At 45.5% G+C, this 23379-nt stretch carries 15 protein-coding genes and 2 tRNA genes; 9 read left to right on the forward strand and 8 right to left on the reverse strand.

Annotated features, from left to right (window positions below):
* The first annotated feature begins 43 nt into the window (after positions 1–43).
* The 3 genes from EJ063_RS05860 to EJ063_RS05870 all read left to right on the forward strand — a co-directional run bounded on the left by EJ063_RS05860 (position 44) and on the right by EJ063_RS05870 (position 925).
* A tRNA-Leu gene (locus tag EJ063_RS05860) sits at positions 44–130 on the forward strand.
* 33 nt (positions 131–163) lie between these two features.
* A tRNA-Cys gene (locus EJ063_RS05865) sits at positions 164–237 on the forward strand.
* Positions 238–409: 172 nt separating this feature from the next.
* On the forward strand, positions 410–925 hold the full coding sequence (locus tag EJ063_RS05870; protein ID WP_244225142.1) for a hypothetical protein: 516 nt from the start codon (positions 410–412) through the stop codon (positions 923–925).
* A 19-nt stretch (positions 926–944) separates the two neighbouring features.
* Here EJ063_RS05870 and EJ063_RS05875 read toward each other — a convergent pair whose 3' ends face one another.
* The 3 genes from EJ063_RS05875 to EJ063_RS05885 form a co-directional block, all read right to left on the reverse strand.
* A complete protein-coding gene (locus EJ063_RS05875; protein WP_126573053.1) occupies positions 945–1634 on the reverse strand; it encodes a Crp/Fnr family transcriptional regulator in 690 nt (229 codons plus the stop codon).
* A gap of 62 nt (positions 1635–1696) precedes the next feature.
* Positions 1697–2899 (reverse strand): EAL domain-containing response regulator, encoded by a 1203-nt coding sequence (locus EJ063_RS05880; protein WP_126573054.1) that lies wholly within the window; start codon positions 2897–2899, stop codon positions 1697–1699.
* A 12-nt stretch (positions 2900–2911) separates the two neighbouring features.
* Entirely contained in the window at positions 2912–4576 is a 1665-nt protein-coding gene (locus EJ063_RS05885) for a response regulator (protein ID WP_126573055.1), read from the reverse strand.
* A 209-nt stretch (positions 4577–4785) separates the two neighbouring features.
* Here EJ063_RS05885 and EJ063_RS05890 point away from each other — a divergent pair, with 209 nt between their 5' ends.
* On the forward strand, positions 4786–8262 hold the full coding sequence (locus EJ063_RS05890; protein ID WP_126573056.1) for an ATP-binding protein: 3477 nt from the start codon (positions 4786–4788) through the stop codon (positions 8260–8262).
* On the forward strand, positions 8259–9665 hold the full coding sequence (locus EJ063_RS05895; RefSeq protein ID WP_126573057.1) for a PAS domain-containing protein: 1407 nt from the start codon (positions 8259–8261) through the stop codon (positions 9663–9665). The genes EJ063_RS05890 and EJ063_RS05895 overlap by 4 nt, the downstream gene beginning before the upstream one ends.
* Positions 9666–9744: 79 nt before the next feature.
* Here the strand turns inward: EJ063_RS05895 and EJ063_RS05900 are convergent, their stop codons facing one another.
* Together EJ063_RS05900 and trxC are read right to left on the reverse strand one after the other, a co-directional pair.
* Entirely contained in the window at positions 9745–10905 is a 1161-nt protein-coding gene (locus EJ063_RS05900; RefSeq protein ID WP_126573058.1) for an MFS transporter, read from the reverse strand.
* A gap of 198 nt (positions 10906–11103) precedes the next feature.
* Positions 11104–11538: a thioredoxin TrxC gene (gene trxC, locus EJ063_RS05905; RefSeq protein WP_126573059.1), complete on the reverse strand. Its 435-nt coding sequence runs from the start codon at positions 11536–11538 to the stop codon at positions 11104–11106.
* 125 nt (positions 11539–11663) lie between these two features.
* On the opposite strand from trxC, the gene EJ063_RS05910 reads away from it, so the two are divergent.
* From EJ063_RS05910 to EJ063_RS05925, 4 genes are all read left to right on the forward strand, one after another.
* Entirely contained in the window at positions 11664–12749 is a 1086-nt protein-coding gene (locus EJ063_RS05910; protein WP_126573060.1) for a ketoacyl-ACP synthase III, read from the forward strand.
* Positions 12750–12866: 117 nt separating this feature from the next.
* Complete coding sequence (locus EJ063_RS05915) at positions 12867–13997, forward strand: exonuclease SbcCD subunit D (RefSeq protein ID WP_126573061.1); 1131 nt, start codon at positions 12867–12869, stop codon at positions 13995–13997.
* 12 nt (positions 13998–14009) lie between these two features.
* Positions 14010–17057 (forward strand): AAA family ATPase, encoded by a 3048-nt coding sequence (locus EJ063_RS05920; RefSeq protein WP_126573062.1) that lies wholly within the window; start codon positions 14010–14012, stop codon positions 17055–17057.
* A gap of 164 nt (positions 17058–17221) precedes the next feature.
* Positions 17222–19267 carry a hybrid sensor histidine kinase/response regulator gene (locus tag EJ063_RS05925; RefSeq protein WP_126573063.1) on the forward strand — a complete coding sequence of 682 codons (2046 nt, stop codon included), beginning with the start codon at positions 17222–17224 and terminating at the stop codon, positions 19265–19267.
* A gap of 40 nt (positions 19268–19307) precedes the next feature.
* Here EJ063_RS05925 and cqsA read toward each other — a convergent pair whose 3' ends face one another.
* The 3 genes from cqsA to clcA all read right to left on the reverse strand — a co-directional run bounded on the left by cqsA (position 19308) and on the right by clcA (position 23246).
* Complete coding sequence (gene cqsA / locus EJ063_RS05930; RefSeq protein ID WP_126573064.1) at positions 19308–20489, reverse strand: alpha-hydroxyketone-type quorum-sensing autoinducer synthase; 1182 nt, start codon at positions 20487–20489, stop codon at positions 19308–19310.
* Positions 20490–20761: 272 nt separating this feature from the next.
* The gene (locus tag EJ063_RS05935; RefSeq protein ID WP_126573065.1) at positions 20762–21727 is read right to left on the reverse strand and encodes a TDT family transporter; all 966 of its coding nucleotides are present in this window, start codon (positions 21725–21727) and stop codon (positions 20762–20764) included.
* A gap of 118 nt (positions 21728–21845) precedes the next feature.
* Positions 21846–23246: a H(+)/Cl(-) exchange transporter ClcA gene (gene clcA, locus EJ063_RS05940; protein ID WP_126573066.1), complete on the reverse strand. Its 1401-nt coding sequence runs from the start codon at positions 23244–23246 to the stop codon at positions 21846–21848.
* Positions 23247–23379: the final 133 nt, after the last annotated feature.

A 23379-nucleotide genomic window follows, 5' to 3' on the forward strand; every position in this document is an offset into this window, starting at 1 on the left:
GGGAAGCCCAATGGAATGATGGTGTACCATCGCTTTATGCGTTGCCCTGGTGGTGGAATTGGTAGACACAAGGGATTTAAAATCCCTCGGCGTTCGCGCTGTGCCGGTTCAAGTCCGGCCCGGGGCACCATCTCTACTTAGCTCTTAGAGCAGATAAAATAACGGCGCCTTGGCAGAGTGGCTATGCAGCGGATTGCAAATCCGTGGACCTCGGTTCGATTCCGGGAGGCGCCTCCATTATTTTATAATCAACCAGCTTAAGGCTGGTTTTTTTGTATCTGAATTTCCTTTCTTTCCATTTTTAAAGTGTAATGACACTTATGTTTTCATTTTTGAAAAGTAAGCGTTTGTAATTGAAGCTGGATTTTTAATAAAACACTGTTCATAATGACCACCTAAACAGGAGACAATGATGAACAGAATTTTGCTGATTGCCGTATTGACGTTAACGCTGGGTGGCTGTGTCTTATACCCGACGACTCGTGATTACTACAAACCAGTAGCCGAGCAGGATCAAACTCCCGCGGCGAGTATGGGTTGTGGTTATCATAAAGCCAAGCATGATGGCCTACAGCAGCAGTATGATGGACATACTATCCATGTGTACCCATCTCGTGATAATGAGAATGGCATTACCGTCGTTGCGGTACTTGAATCAGACAATGAAGAGAGTAAGTTGGTTCACGCTGAAGTAGTGACAGAAAGTGGTGCGTTGATGACGGCGCCAAGCGAGATGAGATTAACGTCAGAATATTATGATTCAGACACCGGTTACCGTTCATGGTATGAAGCGAAGTACCCTCCGATCAAAGTGACACCTGAACAACTCACGATCTTAGTGACAGACGAGCAGGGTAAAACGTTAGAGTTTCACTTCGAACATACAATCCAAAGTGATATTTTTTACTCGTCGATCAATTGCTAAAGGTGAACGGTAATGAGCCTTAGGCGTCATTACTGATGGAGGATTCAAGCTTTCGTAACTGTTCTGACAGCCTCATCGGCTCGAGCAAATGAATCACACCGCGGCTGACGCTGATCTCTTCTTTAGCTTCGAGCATTTTAAGCACTTCATTCAGGCGTGGTCTGGATATACCAGTGATCATGCTTAGCTGTTTCTGAGAGGCATGAACGGCTGTTTTACTGCCTTTCACTTGTTTGGTGTATTTGGCTATTTGCAATAAGGCGAAAATGACGCGAGTTTCTCGATCATGCAAAGAAACAATTTGCGCATTGAGCCATTGTTGCTGCGTTGAAATCGAGGCGTGGTAAAGCCATTTATAGATGTAGGGGTCGTGGTTCGCTAAGTGATCAATCTTGTCTTTGGCGAAAAAGATGACTTCAATAGGTTCAATCTGTTCGATGTTAGCGAGAATGCGAGAGCCATGATTAATCATACTGCCGCCTAACCAATTTCCAGTACCAAAAATACCGGAGTTCATCGTGTTGGTATGCTCTGAAGTGAGACCAATAGCAGCGATACCTCGCTTAATGTAGATAACCCCTTTCATGGTTCGGTTTGGTGCTGCTGCCGATCCAAATTGCTGGATACGCATAGCATTCAGGACGATGGCTTCTTTTGTCGCGTTAGGTAATTCGCACGGCCATTGAATGACTTCCTGTAAACTATCCACACTTACTCCTCGTTATGTAACTCAGTGTAAGTGTATACCCGTCATAAGGTTAGCCGCAATATTTAGGCGCTTTCTGACACCATATTTGCTGTGGCACCCAACATGCAGCGCTCAACAAAGTCAGCTGAACTCATCGGTTTGTTGTAATAGAACCCTTGCAATATATCGCAGCCAAGTTTTTCCATCATCTTCGCTTGAATACGGGTTTCAACTCCTTCCGCGACCAGCTTTAACCCCAAGCTTTTACCCAAGTTGATCATGCACTGTAGCGCTGAAAAGTGTTTTGGGCTTTCCGACATACGGCTGATGAAAAGGCGATCTATTTTTAGCTCACTAAATGGGCTGTTGATCAGTTGGCTAATTGACGAATAGCCCGTGCCAAAATCATCGATAGAGATAGTGACACCTCGCATTCTAAGGCGCGACATATTATCGAGTGCCCGACCAAGATCATGGGTAATCTCTACTTCGGTCACTTCTAGCGTGAGTTTATTGGCTGGAAACCTGGCATGGTCGAGCGCCTGAATGACTTTATCGGCAAAGTCTGGGTGCTCCATATCAGAAGGGGAAACATTGATCGAAATTTGAATGTGATGACCAAGGGTATGCCAGCTTGACGCGTTTTCTAAACTCGCGCGTAGCATCTTACAACTTAACGCGTAGCTTAAGCCTCCTTTGAATACCGCGGGCAAGAACTTATCAGGTGTCAGCAAACCAAGGCTATGATGATTCCAGCGAACCAGGGCTTCTGCGCCAATCAACTGCTGAGTCTTAGAGCAATAGTGACCCTGGAAAAAGGGTTCGAACTCATCTCGCAATAGAGCATGACGCACTTCTTGAGCGGTAATTTCACTGTTTTCTATCATCGTCATGGTGTGCTTTGCAGGACTTTGATGGTCACGCAGTACCTGAGCCACATCCGCTTTGCTGATCGGCTTTGGTAATTTACTGATGTTGTCGAGTCCGTATGATCGAGCCATATCCATGACCGATTCTTGTACATCATCAGAGACACTGCTTGTCAGCACGAGGGACGCGGATAGGTTGGTCTTAGAGAAGTGACGAATAAACTCAACGCCATCCATATCCGGCATGTACAAGTCACAAAAGATGATATCTGGACAGTGATGTTCAAGAGCTTCAACGGCTTCATGACCGTTTTGGGCTACCAGAATGTGCGCTGACGATAGACTGCTCAAGAATCGCTGCAAAATCTTTGCATGAAACGCGTCATCTTCAATGATGAGAATATTTGCTTGTGCCATAATTTAACTACTTTATGCCGTTTCTTTTAGCTCGTTCATATTGAGCTGTGAGGCGAGCGTCTCGCAGGCTCTAAAATACGCTTGCGATTTACTTTGCGGGCTGCCTTTGAGATGGTCTTTACAAATCATCGCGATTTTAGAAACCTGAGTGCGAGTCCAGGCGGGTGGCCACGAACGAGTAAGCACTTCAAGCATTAATAAACAGGCTTCGCTGTCGAGCGTATTTGTTTTCAAGGCCTTGCTGAGCAATACAGCGGCTTTGTCAAAATGGTGATGGGCGACATACTCTTTAGTGCGCTCTTTTATCTTTTTCAGCTGCACTTCGATCTGTTCACGCTTGGTGCGGTACTGCTGGAAATAGCTCGCAAAGCCATTCTGTGCGGTAACGTTAGGGTATTGATTAAGTGCCTTTATCGCTTGTGCCACCGCCGTTTGATAGATCTCTTGCTCTTTCATGGCTAATGCCGCTTTTGCCAGCTCCATTAGTTCAAACAAGCTCGGCTCGTAGTTGTTCGTTTCGTTACGGAGCTGCATGTACGAATCGAAGTAATGACGGGATTTACTGAAGTCACTTTTAATCTTAAAGACCCGGCTCATGATCAAAAGCTCAAAGCCTTTGTATTGCTCGCGGGTATACAGTTGTCGCCATTGTTCGATTAATCTGGCAACACCAGCGATGTTAGACTCTTTCGCTGATGGTGAGTCAAAAATCGCCAAATCAATTTGAATAGATGCCTGCAACAGATAGTAGTGCACCGAGTCACGAAACGAATTTCGAGCTTCTGCTTGAAGCGATTTCAAGCTAGCCGTTGCACTCACAAGATCGAAAAGTGCCAGTTGGGTTGCAACTCTTGCCTCATGCCTTGCTAAACGTTTTGGCGAGATCTTGATCGCCGATTCAATCTCTTCTAGCGCCTCATCAAATTGAGATTGTGCGGAGTAAATTTCACTACAAAGTTCAAATGCTTTTGCGCTGCGAAGTGGGTCTTTCTTTACTTCAGAGGCCATATACAAGGCTTGCTTATATTGGCGCTGTAAGTGAGTGATGCGAGCAAGTTCAAGCTGAACATTGGCGCTTTCTGACGATCCTTTTAGATTGATAAGGATATTGCGAGATTCGTCATAGCGGCCAAGCGCTGCCAGTGATTTTGCTTTAATCAGCTGACTTTTAATAATTACATCTTCATCACGGTACATGGCTTCATCGACATGCTTAATGGCGGTTTCATAGTGCTTGTTACCATAGATGATCAGTAGATCGGTCAATTGGCGTTTCATCGCTGAAAATTGAGGGAGTCGCGTTTGCAAAGTTGCGTAGTTTAGTGGCTTGAGTAGGTAACCGTCGGGTTCGAGCTCCATAAATCCACGCACAACTTCAGGAGTGCCATCGCCGGTAACAATGATCACGACACAGTCTGGACTCAACAGCTGTTTATGTTGAAGCTCATCGATAAGTTGGTAACCATTCGCTTTTTTGCCCAAGTTATAGTCGAACAAAACCAAAGCGTAGTTTTGATCTCTACACCTCTCTTTCGCTTCTTTAGCATCCTGCGCAAAGTCGATCCTTTGAATTGGGTAGCCCAAACGTTGCAGCATACCTTTCGCTGCCGTTCTGTACATAGGACTGTCATCGACAATCAATACAGGTCTACTAGAGTCAACGGTTCCAATTTGCATTACTTAACGATACCTCAACCAATACCTCATATTCTTTACCGTCTATTATTTTCTATTTTTATATAGAAGTCTGTTCTCTAAAGAACAGAAACCTGACACTGACGGCAATATACTGAACTCCGTATTGTTTTCTGTTTGAGTGTTGCCTTGTGAAATTTGAGTGCCTTACCTTCCGCGTAAAAAAATGGGCTATTTGTGGTCTATTATTGGTGGCAAATTTAAGTGTTGCTGATGAACTTCCTCGCTTGAGTGTTGGTTTACCCACTAAGCCACACGCGGAGTCAGATATTGTTCGAGTTCAAGGGTTTAATAAGCTCAGAACCTTTATGGAGCGATATTGGAAAGTGTGGGGCAAAGCGTATGGATACGACATCGATTTTCGCTATGCTCCCCATGAAGAACTAGGTCGACTGGCGATGAATGGCGATCTCGATATCGTCGCTGTCTCTGCCATTAACACCGCCTATAGCAATGCACTGTTCAGCGTTCCTTATGCTTATACGGGGGGCGTGCTTTACGAGCGCCTATCGGATTCGGTCGACGCTCAAGGAAGTGCGTTGAATTTACCGTCGTCTCTTTACCCAGAAAACTACAGCCACTCTCAACCTTCGGTTTATCACGGCTATGATATTCAAGAGGTTATCCGTCACGCAGAAAAAGTAAATTTTATTTATTCATGGGGTCCAAACGAACTCGCTCAGTTGATGGCTAAAAGCCCAGTTAGCAAGGACTTTGTTTTAGCGCGCGAAACGCGCGGGGTGCCATTAAGGTTCAAGGTGGCGTTGCACCGTACTGACCTCATGCTGAAAATTAACGAAGGCATTCGAAGCATTTCCCCTGCTTTGGTGGAGGATCTGTGGGAATCGATTGATGTTGCGGAAGATGTCAGTATTGATCTGGTGATTGGCGACTATTACCAAAATTTGTCGACAGATCTTGAACATGAGTTGATTGAGAACCCAACGATTACTTACGCATACATCGAACGAGGCGAGGAACCTTACTTCATCAGTGATGGCTTCGAGATTGAAGGCTATACGATCGATGTTTTGAACGCCATCTCTTCCCGTATTGGTCTTACGTTTGTAGGCAAACCTTACCGCTCATTCCAAGAAGCCCTTGATGCTGCAACAAGCGGAGAAGTGGATATATTTCCGGGTGTGTATCGAACCGACGCTCGAACCGAAACGCTCTCTTTCACTAAAGACATTGATAAAGCCTCTATGGCTATCATCAGCGAACAAGAATACAGCTCAATCAGAGAATTAGAAGGGCTACGCATCGCTCTTGTGCGCGGGCTGCATGAAAATGATCTTGTGGCGAACATCATCCCTAATAACCCAGTCATCTACCTTGATACCGCGGAAGAAGCGATAAAAGCGGTGGCGTTAGGCCGAGCCGATGCCTTTGTGGGCAAGTTACTCAACAGCATTTATTTGGTTGATAAGCACAAGTTCTACAGTTTAAAAGTCCATAACGCACTCGATATTGAAGACGATCTTTGGCCACGAATTGCCACTGCAAAGGGGCGAGAAGGGTTAGTCGAACTATTGAACTTGGGCATTTACTCGTTAGGCCAACCATTTCAACGTGAGCTAGGCAATAAATGGCGCCGCACGCTCGAAGAAAATTACCAAGATGTGCAACGCGCACAAATGTACCAACAAGTTCTGTATCTGGGTGTAGGTCTTGGTTTGCTGTTCATCATTGGGATGGTGGTTTATCGCCAGCAGCTTGTACGTCGGAACAAAATCCAAAACTCCTTGAAGGCAGCCTTGAAGGAAGCGGAAGAAGCCAAAAGCCAAGCAGAAAACATGGCGTTAGCTAAATCGGACTTCTTGGCACGAATGAGTCACGAGATTCGAACGCCCATGAACGGCGTACTAGGCATGGCGGAAGCACTCTCGTTTACGCGCTTAGATAAAGAACAGACGGATCTGCTCAATACACTGAATGGGTCTGCACGTAACCTGATGGCGCTGCTCAATGACGTGTTGGATTTCTCTAAAATGGATGCAGGAAAGCTGACGCTAGAGAGTATTGAATGCAACCTAGAATCGTTAGTCAATGGCGTTATTGGTAACTTTAAGCATAAAGCACAAGCGAAAGGGTTAACATTAAATTGTCGTATTGATGGCCATCTGAATCGCGTTTATTCATGTGACTCGACGCGCTTAATGCAGGTGCTTAATAACCTGGTCTCTAACTCCGTTAAGTTTACCGAAAAAGGGTACGTCGAAGTGACAGCTCAGCTGATCACGAAGGATTATCGAGTTGGTGACAGCTGTGAATCTAAAGATCTGATCAGCTTACAAGTGCGTGACAGCGGTATCGGTATACCGAAAGATAAGCTGCGGTCTCTATTTGACCCATTCGTTCAAGCGGATGGTGATATCACTCGCCGATTTGGTGGTACTGGGCTTGGTTTGAGCATCAGTAAAGAGATTGTCGATGGGATGGGCGGTGAGATCAAAGTGAGCTCGGTTGTTGGTCATGGCAGTTTATTTAATATCCTGTTGCCAGTTTCTAACGTTGAACAGCCAGCTCAAGAAGTGGTCTCTGAAGTCGGCGAGACTGACGTAAATGGAGACTTAAGCCGTATAAAAGTGCTGTTTGCTGAAGATAACGAAGTGAACAGAAAGGTAATCGGTGGTCAGCTTAAACGCCTTGGGGTTACCTTTGATACCGCTGAAAACGGACTGGTGGCGTGGGAAAAATACACCGCAGATCCAAGCTACGATCTTATCTTGTCTGATTGCCATATGCCCGAAATGGATGGTTTTACACTGGCAAGCAAAGTGTGTGAAACGTTCCCTGATTCTAAGCCGCACTTGATTGCGATTACGGCTGACGCCCTAAGTGGCGCGGCAAAACGCTGTTTAGCAGCTGGCTTTGACGACTACATTTCAAAGCCATGCCCAATTGATGTGCTTGAGACTAAATTACACGGTGTCGCAGCTGGTCAGTTACCTTCTCAGGGCGTGCAGGAACTCGCGCCTCAAGCGGTAAGTATACCCACAGAGCCAGTGTCGGTGGATGAATCTCCAACTGACATTATGAGCGGTGAGCGTTTTAATGACACTTCTTTCGAACAGGCTGATGAAGATCTAAGCTGGCTGGATGAGTTTGAATCGGTCACGCCTCAGCCAGAGGCGGAAGATGACTTATCGTGGCTTGACGATCAGCGTAACGCAATGGTTCAAGAAAAAGTGGATTCTCCATTGGAAAGTCTGCTGGCGGAATTGGAAGACCTGTCTGAGCCACAAACGGCAAGCAATGAACAAGAATTGTTGGATTTCCTTCAAGCAACAGAGCCAACGAGCGCACCGTTACATTTGCCTGATTATGACGCCTTTGAACCCACGGTTGTGATTGAAATGAGTGGCGGAGACATGGAGATCGCCAAAGAGATTCTAGATACCTTTATTGCCAATTATCGTAATGATTTGAACGAAATCTCTGAAAGTGGAGTATCTGGCGATAACGCTTGGTTAAAGGATGTAGCACATCGAATAAAAGGCAGTGCGCTTTACTTAGGTAACCATGCCATCGCAACAGTGGCGAAAGATCTAGAGAAAGCCAGCGAGGCCAATGACATGGAGCATGCGGGTCAACGAGTCGAATACATAGAGCGCCACTTGCAAGTGCTGGCGAATGAAATTGAACTGTACTGCGAGTCGCTATGAATCAACGCTACTCGATAGATAACTCGGTACGTTTAGGTGTCGGCGCCTTAGCAATGTTGGCTGCGCTAGTGATGTGTCTGGCGGCTTTTATTGTGGTGAAAGAAGAGCGCGAGTATTGGCAAGCTGAGATCACGAGTAACTATCGTCATTACATCTCGACCTTGGTGTACCAAGAGTTTGAAGCGCTGAGTAAGGTTAATGAAATCATTGCGCAAACACCTGAGAATCATGACCTACTTGAGTATGCTAGCACTGAGCTTTTGAACGCGCGCTACTCGGTCACAAAACTGAGAAAACATGACGTGTCAGGAGTACTGTTTCAGAACAACGATGGTCAAGCCGTTTCTATGAATGCGGTGTTTAATCCAAGATTGCTCAAGTTGGTTTCTCAACGATTTGTGACCGTTGAAGGTTTTAAGTTCGACAACCACGTCGATTACGGCATGGTGTTTGTGGAAGGACGTATCTTTCTATACAACACAGCCTTAATTCAGCAGTCATCGGCACAGAAAAGTCTTGGTACAGTGACAGTCTTAAGAGAAGTGACGTCCGATATGCTTGATAGACATAGCCAAGCGAATGGCCTTACGTTTGATGTCCAGTACACCTCTGCCTCTCATCGAGTAGTGAAGGTGAGCTACCTTAACGGTGTAGAGATTCGTGTGACCGGGCAGTCGGATACCGAATCGAACTTTAAGATAGAGTATCAGGTGACCTATAGCGGCGGCCAAACTCAACCCGCGAGCTTCTTAGTGTATGTTCCCCTGAGTGAACCAAACAACAAGATCTGGGTACTGCCAGTGATCATTTCTGCGCTGATGGTTATGACGACCTTGATGTTGTGGGGAATCATCCGACAGCTACTGGTTCACCCTTCATTAGAACTCTTAAGATTGATCAATGAACATGACCGGAAAAAGATCGATGAGATTAAACAACAATTACCTTTAGAGTTGGAACGGGTTTACCGCCAGTTCAATACACTTTATGAGGACGTTGAAAGGCAAAGTCGATTCAGTGATCTATTAGTGGAAGCGATTGGAGATGTCATTATTACTGTCAATCAAGAGAGCGAAATCGACTACCTTAACCCCGCGGCAGTGACATGGCTTGGGTTTTCAGAAGAGCAACTTATTGGCCAACCTCTCGACATGTATGTGTCAACACGAGATGACCTGACATCAGGGATTGCTCACTGGTTGTATCAAGCTAACGTCAATAAAAAGCGTATAGAAACGCACGCGAAAATAACGGTACTTTCCAACATGGATACCTGTTTTGAAGCTGATGTTATTTGTCAGCCAATCGACTTGATGAAAACCAAAAATGGCAGCTCTAGCGCGGTGATTGTAATTCGGGTGAACAAGAAGCGTCAGTGTGACTATCGTCAAAACGGGTGTTAGCAACGCCACACAACGAATACAGAAAGGGGAATACTGGTTGAGTATTCCCCTTTCTTTTACCGGGTGGTTAGCACTGGATTTACTCGCCTGCGACTGCTTGGTGCTTGGCTTTAATGCTCGCGATAAGCATGTAGATACACGTTGCCAGCAAAGCAGCGAACAAGTAGCCCATTAGCCCTTGTGAACCCGACATAAACCAGTCAGCAAGCACTGGGCCAGCAACCGAGCCAATGCTGTAGCTAAATAGCATCACTTGAGTCGCTGAGACAATGTAGCTTGCATCAAGTTTGTCACAGCCCAAGTTGATTGCCACAGGGTAAAGCGCGAATGTTGCGACACCCAGTAAGAACAACGCCATACCGAGAGCTTGCATACCGTCAACAATTGTTGTCATCGCAATCGCTGCCACGCCCAATAGGCAGAATAGCGCCATCAGTAACGTACGACCTAGGTATTTTGATAACCAAGGAACTACTGGCTGTACAGCCATGCCGCCTAAGATCACTACGGCCATCAAGCCACCAATGTCACTGTGTTCAATACCACGGTTGTGAAGTTCGATAGGCATTAAGCCGTAAATCGCACCCAGCGTTAAACCTGACACAATACAACCAATGATCGCAGCATGGTTTAGCTTGCTGATCTGTTTCAGAGACAGAGATTCACTGTGCTCACTTTGTGGTTGGTCGCTCTCGCCAAAAATAAGCACAACCACAGCAAGAATCAACAGGGTGACAATCGTAATGAACGGAACACCGCCGTTAATACCAATAACACCGATACCAAGCTGACCTAGCGCGCTGCCGCCATATAGTGCGCCCATGTAAAGGCCAAGACGCTGAGCTCGTGCCGATTCGTCGCCGTGCAGTAGCCATGATTCAACAATCACAAATACGCCAGCCACCGCCATACCAGCAATCAAGCGAGCAGCCACCCATACAGCCGCATTAGGCACTACAGGTAGGATCATGATGGTGAAGATAAAGGTGATTAAGCAGTAAACGAACGCGTTGCGGTGGCCGACTTTTTTCACTAGAGGCTCAACACCCGCAGCACCGATCAGCAACCCCGCGTAGAACACACTCGCTAACCAACTCGCCAGTGAAGTATCAAGGTTGTACTCAGGCAGCATTAAAGGAATCAGACTCATCAAATACCCCGATGCAACCGCGTAAAGAGCTAGCGCAATCACAGGTACAGAAATGCGTGCTTTGGTTGGTGGTACAAGGGTATTTTCCAATGTCTTTGCCTCTAAAGTTGGGTAGTTGATAATCAAATTCTGGCGCGACTATGGAGTGAAAGCGGAGGGAGGTAAAACGAAAGGTTTTTACTTTATCGACAAATTATTTTTATCGAAGCGAAGTCCTTAAAAAACAATAAAAAAAGCAGCCACATGAGCATTATATGACTGCTTTATTGGGGTTTTTAGAACAAATGCCTACTTGGTAATAGCCTGATTAAGCCATTGATCAAACTGACCCTTTGGAAGGGCGCCGTTAATGACATCTACTCTTTGACCATTTTTAAAGACCATCACGGTTGGGATGCTTCTAATCTGATACTTCGCTGCGAGATTCTGTTCGATTTCCGTATTTATTTTTACGAATCGTACATTTTGTGCACGCTCGGTTGCAGCGTCAGAAAATACCGGTGCGAAACCGACACAAGGGTTACACCACGGCGCCCAAAAATCGATGACAACCGGTTGATCAGAAGCAAGAAGCGCTTCGATGTTTCGCTCAGTGCCTTCAATTGGCGCACCATCGAGCAATGGTTGCTGGCACTTACCACAGTTTGGGCTTTCAGACACTCGCTCAACGGGAACTCGATTAACGCCTGCACAAGAAGGGCATCGTGTATTAAATGTAGACATGACTTTTCTCTTTCTATTTGTAATTGCTGTGACAGTGATTCTTTCAATAAGATGACACTACCCATCAAGGCTAGTTATACTCTGAAATGAACGAGTGATACAAATAACAAATTCAAAGGCTCAGAATGAACAATTTCTACGCTGAAATTACGGGTTGGGGAAAATGCCTACCACCCGCAACGCTTTCCAATGAAGACCTAAGTACTTTTTTAGACACTTCCGACGAGTGGATTCGTACTCGTACCGGAATCGAAAATCGTCGAATTAGCCATGTAAATACCTCAGACATGGCGACCGTTGCAGCGCAACATGCTTTGGCGTGTGCCAATCTTACCGCTGATGATATCGACCTAATCATTATCGCAACTTGCTCTCCGGACTCTTTGATTCCTAACACGGCATCAAAAGTCTCGCAGAATTTGGGCATTAAAGCAGCCGCAGCGTTTGACCTCAATGCGGCTTGTACTGGCTTTGTTTACGGCCTAGAAACCGCGACACGCTTGATGCAGTCTGGTAACTACCGCAACGCCATTGTAGTAGGTGCCGAACGTTTATCCTTCTTTATTGATTGGACCAAACGTGACACGGCCGTTCTTTTTGGTGATGGTGCTGGTGCTGTGGTACTGAGCCGCTCAGAAAACCAAGTCGGCTTGCAACATGCCCAATTAGGCTGTGACTCTGCAGGTCGTGACATTTTGGCTGTGCCTAAGTTTGGTACGTCTATGGATCGTTTTGCGGCAGATAATGGTCACTGGGACTTCAACTTTGTCGGTAAAGAGATCTTCAAACGCGCCGTGAAAGGTATGGGCGCAGCGGCGCAAAACGTATTAGCACGTAGCGAGCTATCAACTGATGATGTTAACGTGGTGATTCCTCACCAAGCGAACATTCGCATCATTCAAACCCTGTGTGATTTGTCTGGCATCAATCAAGAGAAAGCGTTCGTAAACATTCATAACTACGGTAACACTTCTGCAGCGACTGTGCCGATTGCACTGTGTGAGGCGCTAGAGCAAGGCAAAGTACAACCGGGTGATGATTTACTTCTTGCGGCGTTTGGCGCTGGTCTAACATGGGGCGCTGGCCACATTAAATGGGGTGAACGTGTCACGGCATTGGGCCAAAGTGATGCTGCATTGCCAGAGAGTGACAAGAGCGCACTCGAGTTGCTTGCTTCTGCCATAGAGCATTGTAAGCAAAGAGCTGAGTAAACCATCACTCTTGGTCAATAACCGATTAGAGTCGCACTTCAGGTGCGACTTTTTATATCAATACCTTATCAGAGATATTACTATATTCGCCTAATGATCGGATATTCATAGGCACCCATGAAATTTCTTCACACCTCAGACTGGCACTTAGGTCGTCAGTTCCACAACGTTTCACTTCTCGATGATCAAAAGGTTGTACTTAACCAAATCACGGCTTATCTGCAAGACAACAAAGTTGATGCAGTAGTAATAGCTGGGGATATTTACGATCGTTCGGTTCCGCCAACGGCCGCCATCGAGTTAATGAACCAGTTTGTAGAGACCGTGTGTGGTGAATTGGGTGTACCAATTATTCTTATCCCGGGCAACCATGATGGTGCTGAACGATTAGGCTTTGCTTCTAAGCAGATGAAAGGGGCAGGGCTTCATATCCTATCCAATTTTGCCGATATGGTGACGCCAGTGATCATTTCGTCCGATATTGGGCCTGTGGCCTTTTATGGCATGCCTTACAACGACCCAGAGCTTGTCCGCCATCACTTCAAACAGTCAGTCTCTAGTCACGATGACGCTCATAAATTGCTTTGTGATGAAATCAAAACGCACTTTAATGCTGAGCACAAAAACGTATTGATCAGCCACTGTTTTGTTGATGGTGCGATTGAGTCAGAGTCAGAGCGTCCACTTTCGATCGGTGGATCTGACCGAGTTAGCCATGAGCACTTTGTTGATTTTGACTACGTCGCGCTCGGACATTTACACCAACCTCAGAAAAAAGGCGAAGAGTACATCCGTTACTCGGGTTCCTTGATGAAATACAGCTTCTCAGAACAGCATCAAAAGAAAGGCATGACGTTAGTAGAGTTTGATGAGCAAGGCTTTCGCTCAGCCACGCATATTGACCTTGTTGCGCCACATCAGATGCGAATCATTGAAGGTGAACTCGACACCATCATTGAACAAGGTAAAACAGATCCAAACAACGAAGATTATCTGCTGGTTCGCCTGATGGACAAACATGCGATCTTAAACCCTATGGATAAGCTGAGAGCGGTGTACCCAAATGTCCTGCATTTAGAAAAGCCGGGAATGCTCATTGGCATGGAACAAGAGATGGCAAGCGCGAAACTGGCTCGCAGCGAAACGGATATGTTTCGTGATTTCTTCTTGGAAGCGCAAAACAGCGAACTGAGTGAAGAGCAAGATAAAGCAATCAGCGACATTATTAAGCAATTGAGTCAGCAGTAAGGTCTGAGTGAGATGAAACCACAAATTTTAACGTTACAAGCATTCGGGCCATTTGCAAGCCAAGAACAGATCGACTTCTCTGAACTAGGCAATAACCCGCTGTTTCTAATCAATGGTCCAACCGGTGCAGGAAAAACCTCAATTTTAGATGCAATCTGTTTTGCGTTGTATGGCGAAACAACAGGTAATGAGCGTCAAGGGATGCAAATGCGTTGCGATCAGGCGCCCTTGAACCTACCAACAGAGGTCTCGCTTGAGTTCTCTCTTAACCAAAGGCGTTACCGCGTAACGAGATCTCCAGAGCAAGAAGCACCAAAAGCGAGAGGCGAAGGCACCACTACGCGTAAACATACCGCATCATTGTATGAAATCACCGATGATGAGCGATTAATTACCAGCAAAACGGCGCAAGTCAAAACAGAAGTTACTGAATTACTCGGTCTAAACGAGACTCAGTTCCGCCAAGTTATGGTGCTGCCGCAAGGTAAGTTCCGTGAGTTGTTACTTGCCAGCTCTAAAGACCGTGAAGCCATTTTCGGTCAGTTGTTCCAAACTGATGTCTACAAGAAAATCGAGTTTGCTCTTAAAGATCGAGCAGCCTCCATCAGTAAGGCCAAAGGTGAGTTCGACAATCAAATTCAAGGCGCACTGCAAGTCGCAGAAGTGTCGAGCGAAGCTGAACTCGAACAGAGGTTTATTCAAACAGAGAGTGAACTGAGTAGCACTCAAACCCTTGAAAAACAGGCACAGGTTGAACTCAACCAAGTGAAAGAACAACTGCAACATGCGTTAAACCTTTCTAACCAGTTCACTAAGCTAGCACAAGCCCAAGAGGCCTTGGATCAGCATAAACAGCAACAAACTTTGGTCAATGAGTGGGAAACAAGCCTCAAGCTAGCTACTCAGGCGAGCAAGTTGGATGCACCGTATTCACAATGGCAGAATCTAAGTAAGCAGGTTGAAGAGTTTGAACGACAGTTAACTAAACTGCATAGCGATCAAGAGCAGGCTCTCAATAATCAAAAGAACAGTGAAGAAGCCCTGCGCCTAGCAACTCAACAAGCTGAGCAGATTCCTGCGCTGAGTGAGCAACTGTTTGCGATTGAACAGACGAAAGGAAAGTTACTTGAAAAGGCAGAACAAGAGGCCAACGTTCAATCTTTAGTTCTCCAACAAACAGGGCAAAACAAGACGTTAGCTCAATACACAGAGCTCAAAGAGGCGTTATACAAAGAAGCGAAAATCGGTGAACAGGCGCTAGAGCAAGCTCGCCAAGATGTCGCAGAAAAAGTGGCGTTAGAAGCATCCATTACCGTCAATCAGCGCGTGTTGTCGGATCTGCTTAAGTTAGCCGAGTTGCAATCAGGACTGATTCAATTAGGGCAACTGTCTCCGAGTAAGCAAGTTGCTAAGGAACAAGCAGAAGTCGAATGGAATGCGAAGCGTAAACAGGCGGATCAGACTGAACTTCAATGGCACAACGCTCAAGCTGCGGTACTGGCTCAAAAGTTAGAAACTGAGCAACCTTGTCCAGTATGCGGAAGCTGCGAGCATCCAAATCCAGCGCAGTTTATCGGCGATGAGGTGACCAAGGAGCAAGTACGTCAAGCTCGTCTAGTAGAGCGAGAAGCCTTAGAGCAGCTAAACCTGTCAGTGAATGCTCTTGAGCAGCACCGTAGTCAGTGTGAACAACAGCAGCAACTGATTAATCGTGCTCAGCAAGAGCTTGGTGAAAACGCAGCGATAAACCACGTAGAACTCAATGAAACGCTCGCAGCTCAGAAAGCAAGATTGGTGCAACTGGCAGCGATTGATTTGGACAAGATGCAACGCAATGTCACGGAGCTTACTCAGCGTTGCCAAAACGGCGATGCGAAGATCCAGCAGCTTAAGGAAGACATGTCGGCCTGTGAGTCAGCACTGAATGTCAGCCGCACTCAGCTAGAGAAGCTATGTACGGCAATAAATGATGAGTTACAAACCGTTGCACAAGCGGATGATAAACATAAGTCTATCCAGAACCAGGTTGCGCAGCTTAAGGTAGCGTTAGAGCAAGCTCAAAGCCATTCTCAACAGTCCAGTATTACGCTGTCGACCGTTCAATCGAATATCGCAACCCACAGTGATTTGCTCAAGCAAGCGCAAGTTCAAAAAGAGTCGGCTTCTCAGACTTGGTTGAGTGCTCTACAGTCGACTGAATTAAAAAGCTTAGAGGAGTATCTGCAAAGTCGCAGTACGGATGAGAAAATTCAACGTTGGGCTGAGAGTCTTGAACAATACAAGCGTTACACCGTTCAGCTTGAGCAAACCATCTCAGATTTGACACAACAACTTAAAGCAGAGCCAAAACCAGACCTTGAGCAGAAGCAGCAGCTGGTGGCTCAGCATGAAACGGGATATGCCCAGAAAAGAGAGAGGCTCGATAAAGCCCGCTCTATGCACAACCGAATCGAGAAGGTGAAACAAGATATTGCAACCCTTCACGAGAAGAACAGCAAACTAGAGGCAGAGTACCGTATTTATGGCACTCTCTATGATGTTGCCAGTGGTAAAACGGGCAGTCGCGTTAGTCTACACCGCTTTGTTCTTGGGGTATTGCTTGATGATGTGCTCATCCAAGCGTCACAAAGACTGAGTATTATGAGCCGTGGTCGTTACCAATTGGTGCGTAAAACAGAAGGCTTTAAAGGGGCTGCTGGGCGCGGCCTCGATCTGAGTGTTGAAGATGGCTACACCGGAAAAACTCGTGATGTTGCTACTCTATCGGGCGGTGAATCTTTCATGGCGGCGCTGGCTTTAGCGCTTGGACTCTCAGACGTTGTTCAGTCATACAGTGGCGGTATTCGCCTTGATACGCTGTTTATTGACGAAGGCTTTGGCAGCCTAGATCCAGAATCTCTTGATCTCGCGATGCAGATCTTAATCGATTTACAGCAAAGTGGGCGAACCATTGGGGTGATTTCTCATATCTCTGAATTGAAAGAACAGATGCCGTTGCGCCTAGATGTTGAACCGTCAAAGGTCGGAAGTTCGATTCGCGTAGTTGGTATCCCTAGTTGAAGCGACTAAAATTATTAAATGCAGTGAGTTTCTTATTCATGGCTTGGTTCTGCTAGCGTGATCAATATTCCAAGTGTGTGGCTAAAGTTACTACTGAGAATATGCTAATTTGCTTTGGTTAAAACAGTAACCGAGAAACGTTGACGATATAACGGCTGTAGTACATGGATGTAGTAAAGAAAATTTATCAATACGCAGAGCCCAACCTTTCTTTGGTGGGGTGGATGGGCTTTCTCGGCTTTCCTGCGTATTATTTTGTGTGGAGCTATGCGTATCCTCAGCCTTATGAGAACGCTGCGCTAAGGGTAGTGTGTGCGGTTTTATTACTGGGTTTAGCAGTTAGACATCGCTTGCCGGCTGCTCTTAAGCACTTCTTGCCTCACTATTACATTATTACCATCACCTTTTGTCTGCCGTTCTTTTTTTCGTTCATGATGTTTATGAATGGGTGGTCCACGGTTTGGGCTATGTCATTTATGGCGTCGATATTTCTGCACATATTGCTTGTGCATGAAACACGCATCATGTTGATACAGGCTGTTGGTTCACTGTCGTTGTCGTTTTTATTCGCTTACGGATTTAACGATCGTTTGTTAGACGGCGGTGTGCCGATCGTTTGGCCGTACATTCCCATTTTCTTGTTTACTTACATCTTTGGTAACTTGTTCTATTTCCGCAATCAGGTCGAACATGAATCTAAGGTCTCGATCGCGAAGTCGTTTGGTGCTGGCATTGCCCACGAAATGCGTAACCCTTTGAGTGCGTTGCAAACCTCAGTCGATGTATTGAGCGCTTCATTACCAAGTACGAAATCAGACCAAGAGGAGGCCTATGAGCTCACTCGACATGATATCGAGCGGATGAATGAAGTGTTATCGAGTGCCGACGAGGTGATCCGAAATGGTAATGAAACCATAGATTTGCTTCTTACTTCGATTGACGAAAACCGAGTATCGCACTCAACGTTTAAAACACATTCTATCGAACAGGTGGTGAGGGACTCTCTGGAGACCTACGCCTACAAAGGGGATAAAGCGACGAAGTACATTACCCTCAATGTCGGCGCTGATTTTGAATATTTTGGTAGTGATACGCTATTAAAGTACGCCTTATACAATTTACTAAAAAATGCGTTGTACTACAGAAACAGTGAAGAGTTCAGAATTACTATTACCTTAGATAGCGATGACACTAAAAATTATCTGTACTTTGAAGATAACGGGGTTGGCATTGAGGAAGACAAACTTGAGCACATTTTTAAGGATTTCTATACGTCAGGTAAGGCATCTAGCTACGGCTTAGGGTTGCCATTCTGTCAGCGCGTAATGCATGCTTTCGGCGGTGAGATAGAGTGTGAGTCTGTACTTGGTGAGTGGACGCATTTTTCATTGATGTTCCCTAAAGCGCACTCTCCGCAAGTTACCGCTATTAAACAAGAAATCATGCGCTCTCGCTCTATTCTGTATATAGGGTCTGAACCCACTATTCAACGTAGGCTCACTGAAGCAGTGTTTTACACCGGGTGCGAGTTTACCGGAGAAACCTTTGCTCAGAGTTTAGAGAAAGAAGAATACGAGTTCGAGTATGACTTGATACTGATTGATCTTGATAGTTGCAGTGAATCTGATTACCTCAAGCTTGAATCAAAGCTGCACTTTACTGAAGCCAAACTTGTTGTGCTCTACAATCGGACCCGCTACTACCACAATCGATTCAGTCGTTTTTTATCGATCTATGCCGTTGAAAAATCCAAGCTGGTGGGTAAAGCCATTAATGTGATTTCTGAAATGATGTTTGGTCAAGAAGAGGCGGATAGAAGCATGATTCCAAGTAAGCCACAAATAATGGGTAAAACAATCTTGATTGCTGATGATAACGAATCGATGCGCCAATTAACCTCAATCTTGCTCAATAAACAAGGCTACCAAGTCAGCCACGCAAGCGATGGTCATGAAGTGTTGGATGTTCTCAGTAAAGAAAGCGTAGATTTAATTTTAATGGATATTGAGATGCCGCAACTGAATGGCTTTGAGGCGACAGAAGTCATCCGACACTCTAGAACAGATTATTCGTCTATCCCTATCGTGGGTCACACTGGGGATAATAGCCAAGAGACATTGAAACGAATTAGAGAGGTTGGGATGAATGACTACCTAATTAAACCTGTAGATAAAACACACCTATTGGATAAATTATCTCAACACCTGTAGTGAAATTAACGCCTCTGTTTATCCAGAGGCGTTACTCTTTTTAAACGAAATAGAGATCGGGGTGGTGATACGCTTCATCCGCTACCGATAAAATGCGATTAATTTCACTGTCATTGAGACTGCTATTTAAAGATAAACGCAAAATATTTTTATTGTCTGGCGTTGCGGGTGTACAAAATACCGATCCAAATATGCCTTCATGTTCGAAAAAGTCTCGCACCTTTCTAGTATTGGTTTTTTCTGCCGTCTCTAGTCCAATAATTTGAGACTCACTACGAATATTAAACCCAATGGATTTCAGCCCTTTGATCACTTTACTACTATTACTTTGTAATTTATCTCGTGTTTGGTCACTCTGTTTAATAACATCTAGGGTAGCGTTAATTCGGTCTAGCTCACAGGTCATCATGGCAGAGCTGAAAATGGAAGGGAATGAGACGTACGGAACGACTTTGCCTGTTGCGTTGTTGCACCAAACCGCTCCAGCCCGATAAGCAAAAGTCTTGGCAAGGCTCGCCGTCATGAAATCAACTTGATGGGTAAGGTTAAGTGCTTCGAGTAGACCTGCTCCATGTGTACCATGTGTGCCCAATGAATGGGATTCGTCCACGACCACAGCGCAGCCAAGTTCTTTCGCCGTAGCAACGATGTCAACCAACGGTGCAATGGTCCCAATAGTGCTGTAAATGGAATCAACAAGGACGATGCCCGGGCCGTTACGTTTGATGGTGCGTTTCAAATGACGAACATTGTTATGCATAAATGGGTGAATGTTTGCCCCTGTGATACGAGCGCCTTCCCACAGGGACATGTGGGCAAAGAAGTCGATATAAACATTGGTGTCGGAATCACAAATGGTCTGTAATAGGCCAATGTTCGCTATCCAACCAGACGGAGCAATAGTGCACGTTTGAAAACCAGTAAACTCAGCGAGGTTGGCTTCTACGTTCTTATCCAGTCCATCATTTTGCAGAAAAACATTCGACATAAACGCAGTTTGCTTGTTAGCCAGTAATGACTGAACGTGGGCATCGATAATCATAGGGTTATGCGCCAAAGAAAGATAATCATTACTCTGTAAGATAATATCCCCTTGGTTTGGTTTAGCACCTAATACGAGGTTCTTTCCGTTGTCCTCTTGATCGATTAAATTAGACACATAATCGTTGATCCTTTCATTGATAAAAGAAGGTAAGCGCGAATAGTCTCTTAACATATTCATAATGGTGAGCCTTGTAGTTGTAAGTTGTCTATAGCGCCAGCTGACAAGGTATATATGAATGTTGTTAAGAAATTAGTCTAATATGGGGTGGCGGTTTCTTGCGCAATGTTGCAAACAAAAATATACTCAATTTAATATTTATAAAGACTCTTTACGCTTTTGAAAGTGTAATTTTTTAATCAAAGTTGACCGCAAGGATTATTTTCGGGCTTCTATATTTGAATACCGAAAATAAGGCGTACTAAGGCTGTTAGAAATGCAGTCCTAGTTATTTAAGATTGATGAATTGTTTTACTTACGATCTCAGGCCAGTACATCTTCACGTAACCAACGGTTACCCAAACGACCAATCCTGTCGCGACAGAGAGCTCAAATAGCCCAAAGTGATGTAGCCAATGCCAATGAGGGTGGTATTCAGAGAAGAAAGTGGTTAAACGGTGCATCGCGATTGCACTGATGACAGACGGGAAGGTTACCGCGGCAATGGATGGTTGGAATTTCAAACGCATTAAACGGATATAGCAAAGGTAAATCAGCATTGTCATGGTGATCGCTATGCCCGCCAACGCGCCAGTAAGGATTGGGTCTGGGTCAGGGAAGTTCACCAAGTATGTTGCGAGGGTAAGGTTAATCGGTGCCGCCATAATCGCCAACGTTGGTTTGGCTCTTTTGGGTAGCATACCTTCAAAAACCAATCGATAAAGCACCAAAGGCAGCATGAAAAAGTAGATGGTGATACAGACATTGACCAATGTTTCAGAAAACACCGTGTGACCAAACTGTGTGCCAGCCAATGAGCTGCTGATCATGCCCACCGGATACAGAAACCAACTGGGTACAATGTTCGACATCTTGAAGTTGGTAAGCTGAAACGTAAAAAACAACGTCATCATAGTGAAGTGCAGTAAAAGGGCTGCAAACCAAAGCGGGTAGGCAATGATGGGGGATATGACGGCCAAATAATCGCAAAGGATCAGTAAAGCCATGCTCATCGGCGCCATTAAACTTCCGCTTAGTGGGTGGCGTATATCGGTGATAAAGGTGTTGTAATTGGTTAGGTACTTAACCAGAACAGGAAACAACAACAGCGCACCAAAACCTGCCAAATAAGGACGAATTACCTCACCAACTTCAGGAATGTACAGGGCCCAAGCGTGTCCAAGGCCGATGATGCCGAGAGCTAATGCGGCTTGTGAAGGGGGGACACTCTGAAATTGAGTAAAACGTCTCCAGTTCAATGCGATAGAATCCTTAGTTTACTAGTAAAGTGAATACTCTACTTCGAGTGAGTCATGTCCATGTGCTCAGTAAATAAGCGCCGCTGATCATAGCAAGGGAATAGGGCTATTCGCAAACTTAGTCACTGCCGCGAGGCAACTCTTTCTGTCTTAACTTCTCATTTTTAAGTGTTCGATGGAGTAATTGACTGTAGATCGGCTGACCACCAAATAATTGAGCAAAAATCACTGCACCCAGACTGGTAATGATCAACGGTAAAATTAGGTAGTAGTTATTGGTCATTTCAATAACGAGTAAAATCCCGGTGATAGGCGCTCGAACGGTCGCAGCGAATAACGCCCCCATACCCGCGATGGCAAACATCCCTGGGTCGATATTCAACTCAGGAAAGACGCTCTGAGCGATAAGGCCAAATGCATAACCAAACAGTGTGCCTAAAGCGAGCATGGGTGCAAAAATGCCACCAGGTGCACCAGAACCAAAACAGATCATGGTCGTAACAATGCGCGCCAAAAAGAGCATCAACAAGACGGTTGCGCTGTAGCCGCCATTCGTGATGGTCGGAATCAAACCGATACCACCACCAGTCACTTCTGGCAGGTAGAGCAGCATCAAACCAAAGAAGCCACCGATCAATGTCCCTGTTATCAAATAGCGTTTACGATCGTTATTGTGAATACGTACAAAGAGATCCTGAGACAAGGTCACTAGGCTATTGAACAGCACGCCGAAAACGCCAAACAACCCACCAAGCAGCAAAAATAACCAAAGTGTTTCAAGCTCAGGTGCTTGGTATTGAGGCATTGTGATGACGGCATCTTGTCCGTTGATGTAGCGAAAAACAATGTTAGCGGAAACGGCTGAAATGATGACTGCACGAATCGAAATCAAAGAGTAGCGGAATTGAGGTCGCATCTCTTCAACGACGAACATAATACCGGCTAAAGGAGCGTTGAACGCCGCTGCCAAGCCACCCGCTGCCCCCGAGGCAAGCAAAGAATGTCGAGTATCATCATCTTTTACTTTAAAGATGTCGGTAACCATACGACCGATCGCCCCACCCATTTGAACAGTAGGGCCTTCTCGACCTAACACCATACCAGAACCCAGTGCACCCATACCTCCAAAGAATTTAACTGGAATCACGCGCCACCAACGCACTGGGCGAATGCCATCCATTGCGCCTTCTATTTCGGGAATGCCGGATCCAGCAGCTTCTGGCGCAAACTTGTGTACTAAGAAATAGCCGATAAAGGCGAGTGTCGCACTGATTAAGAATGCGGCCAACCAGAGGGGAAGCGCCCCACCGATTTCATTTTTTAGCCAGTCGGTTCGCGTTTCAGACACAAAGTGAACCGCGATTTCAAAGTAGGTGCCGACCAGCCCAGCGAGCACACCGACAATCAACGAGAGTACAAGAACAGAGAAAGGTGTTTTATCTTTAGAGAGAAATTGGTTGATCGCATCTTTAGGGACGGCTGCGAGTAGGGATTGTTTGATTTTTTCTCTCTTGGTCATGAATGGAGGGACCTCGGTACAATGGGCGTCAACAATAGGTTATAAGTAAATTATACGCTCGCTGAACTGTAACCATAGCGATAAGAATGAAATATTGAATTTCAAAATTGAGAGAGGTAAGAAAAGGGCAGAT

It is taken from the genome of Vibrio aquaticus, assembly GCF_003970385.1.
GTDB lineage: Bacteria > Pseudomonadota > Gammaproteobacteria > Enterobacterales > Vibrionaceae > Vibrio > Vibrio aquaticus.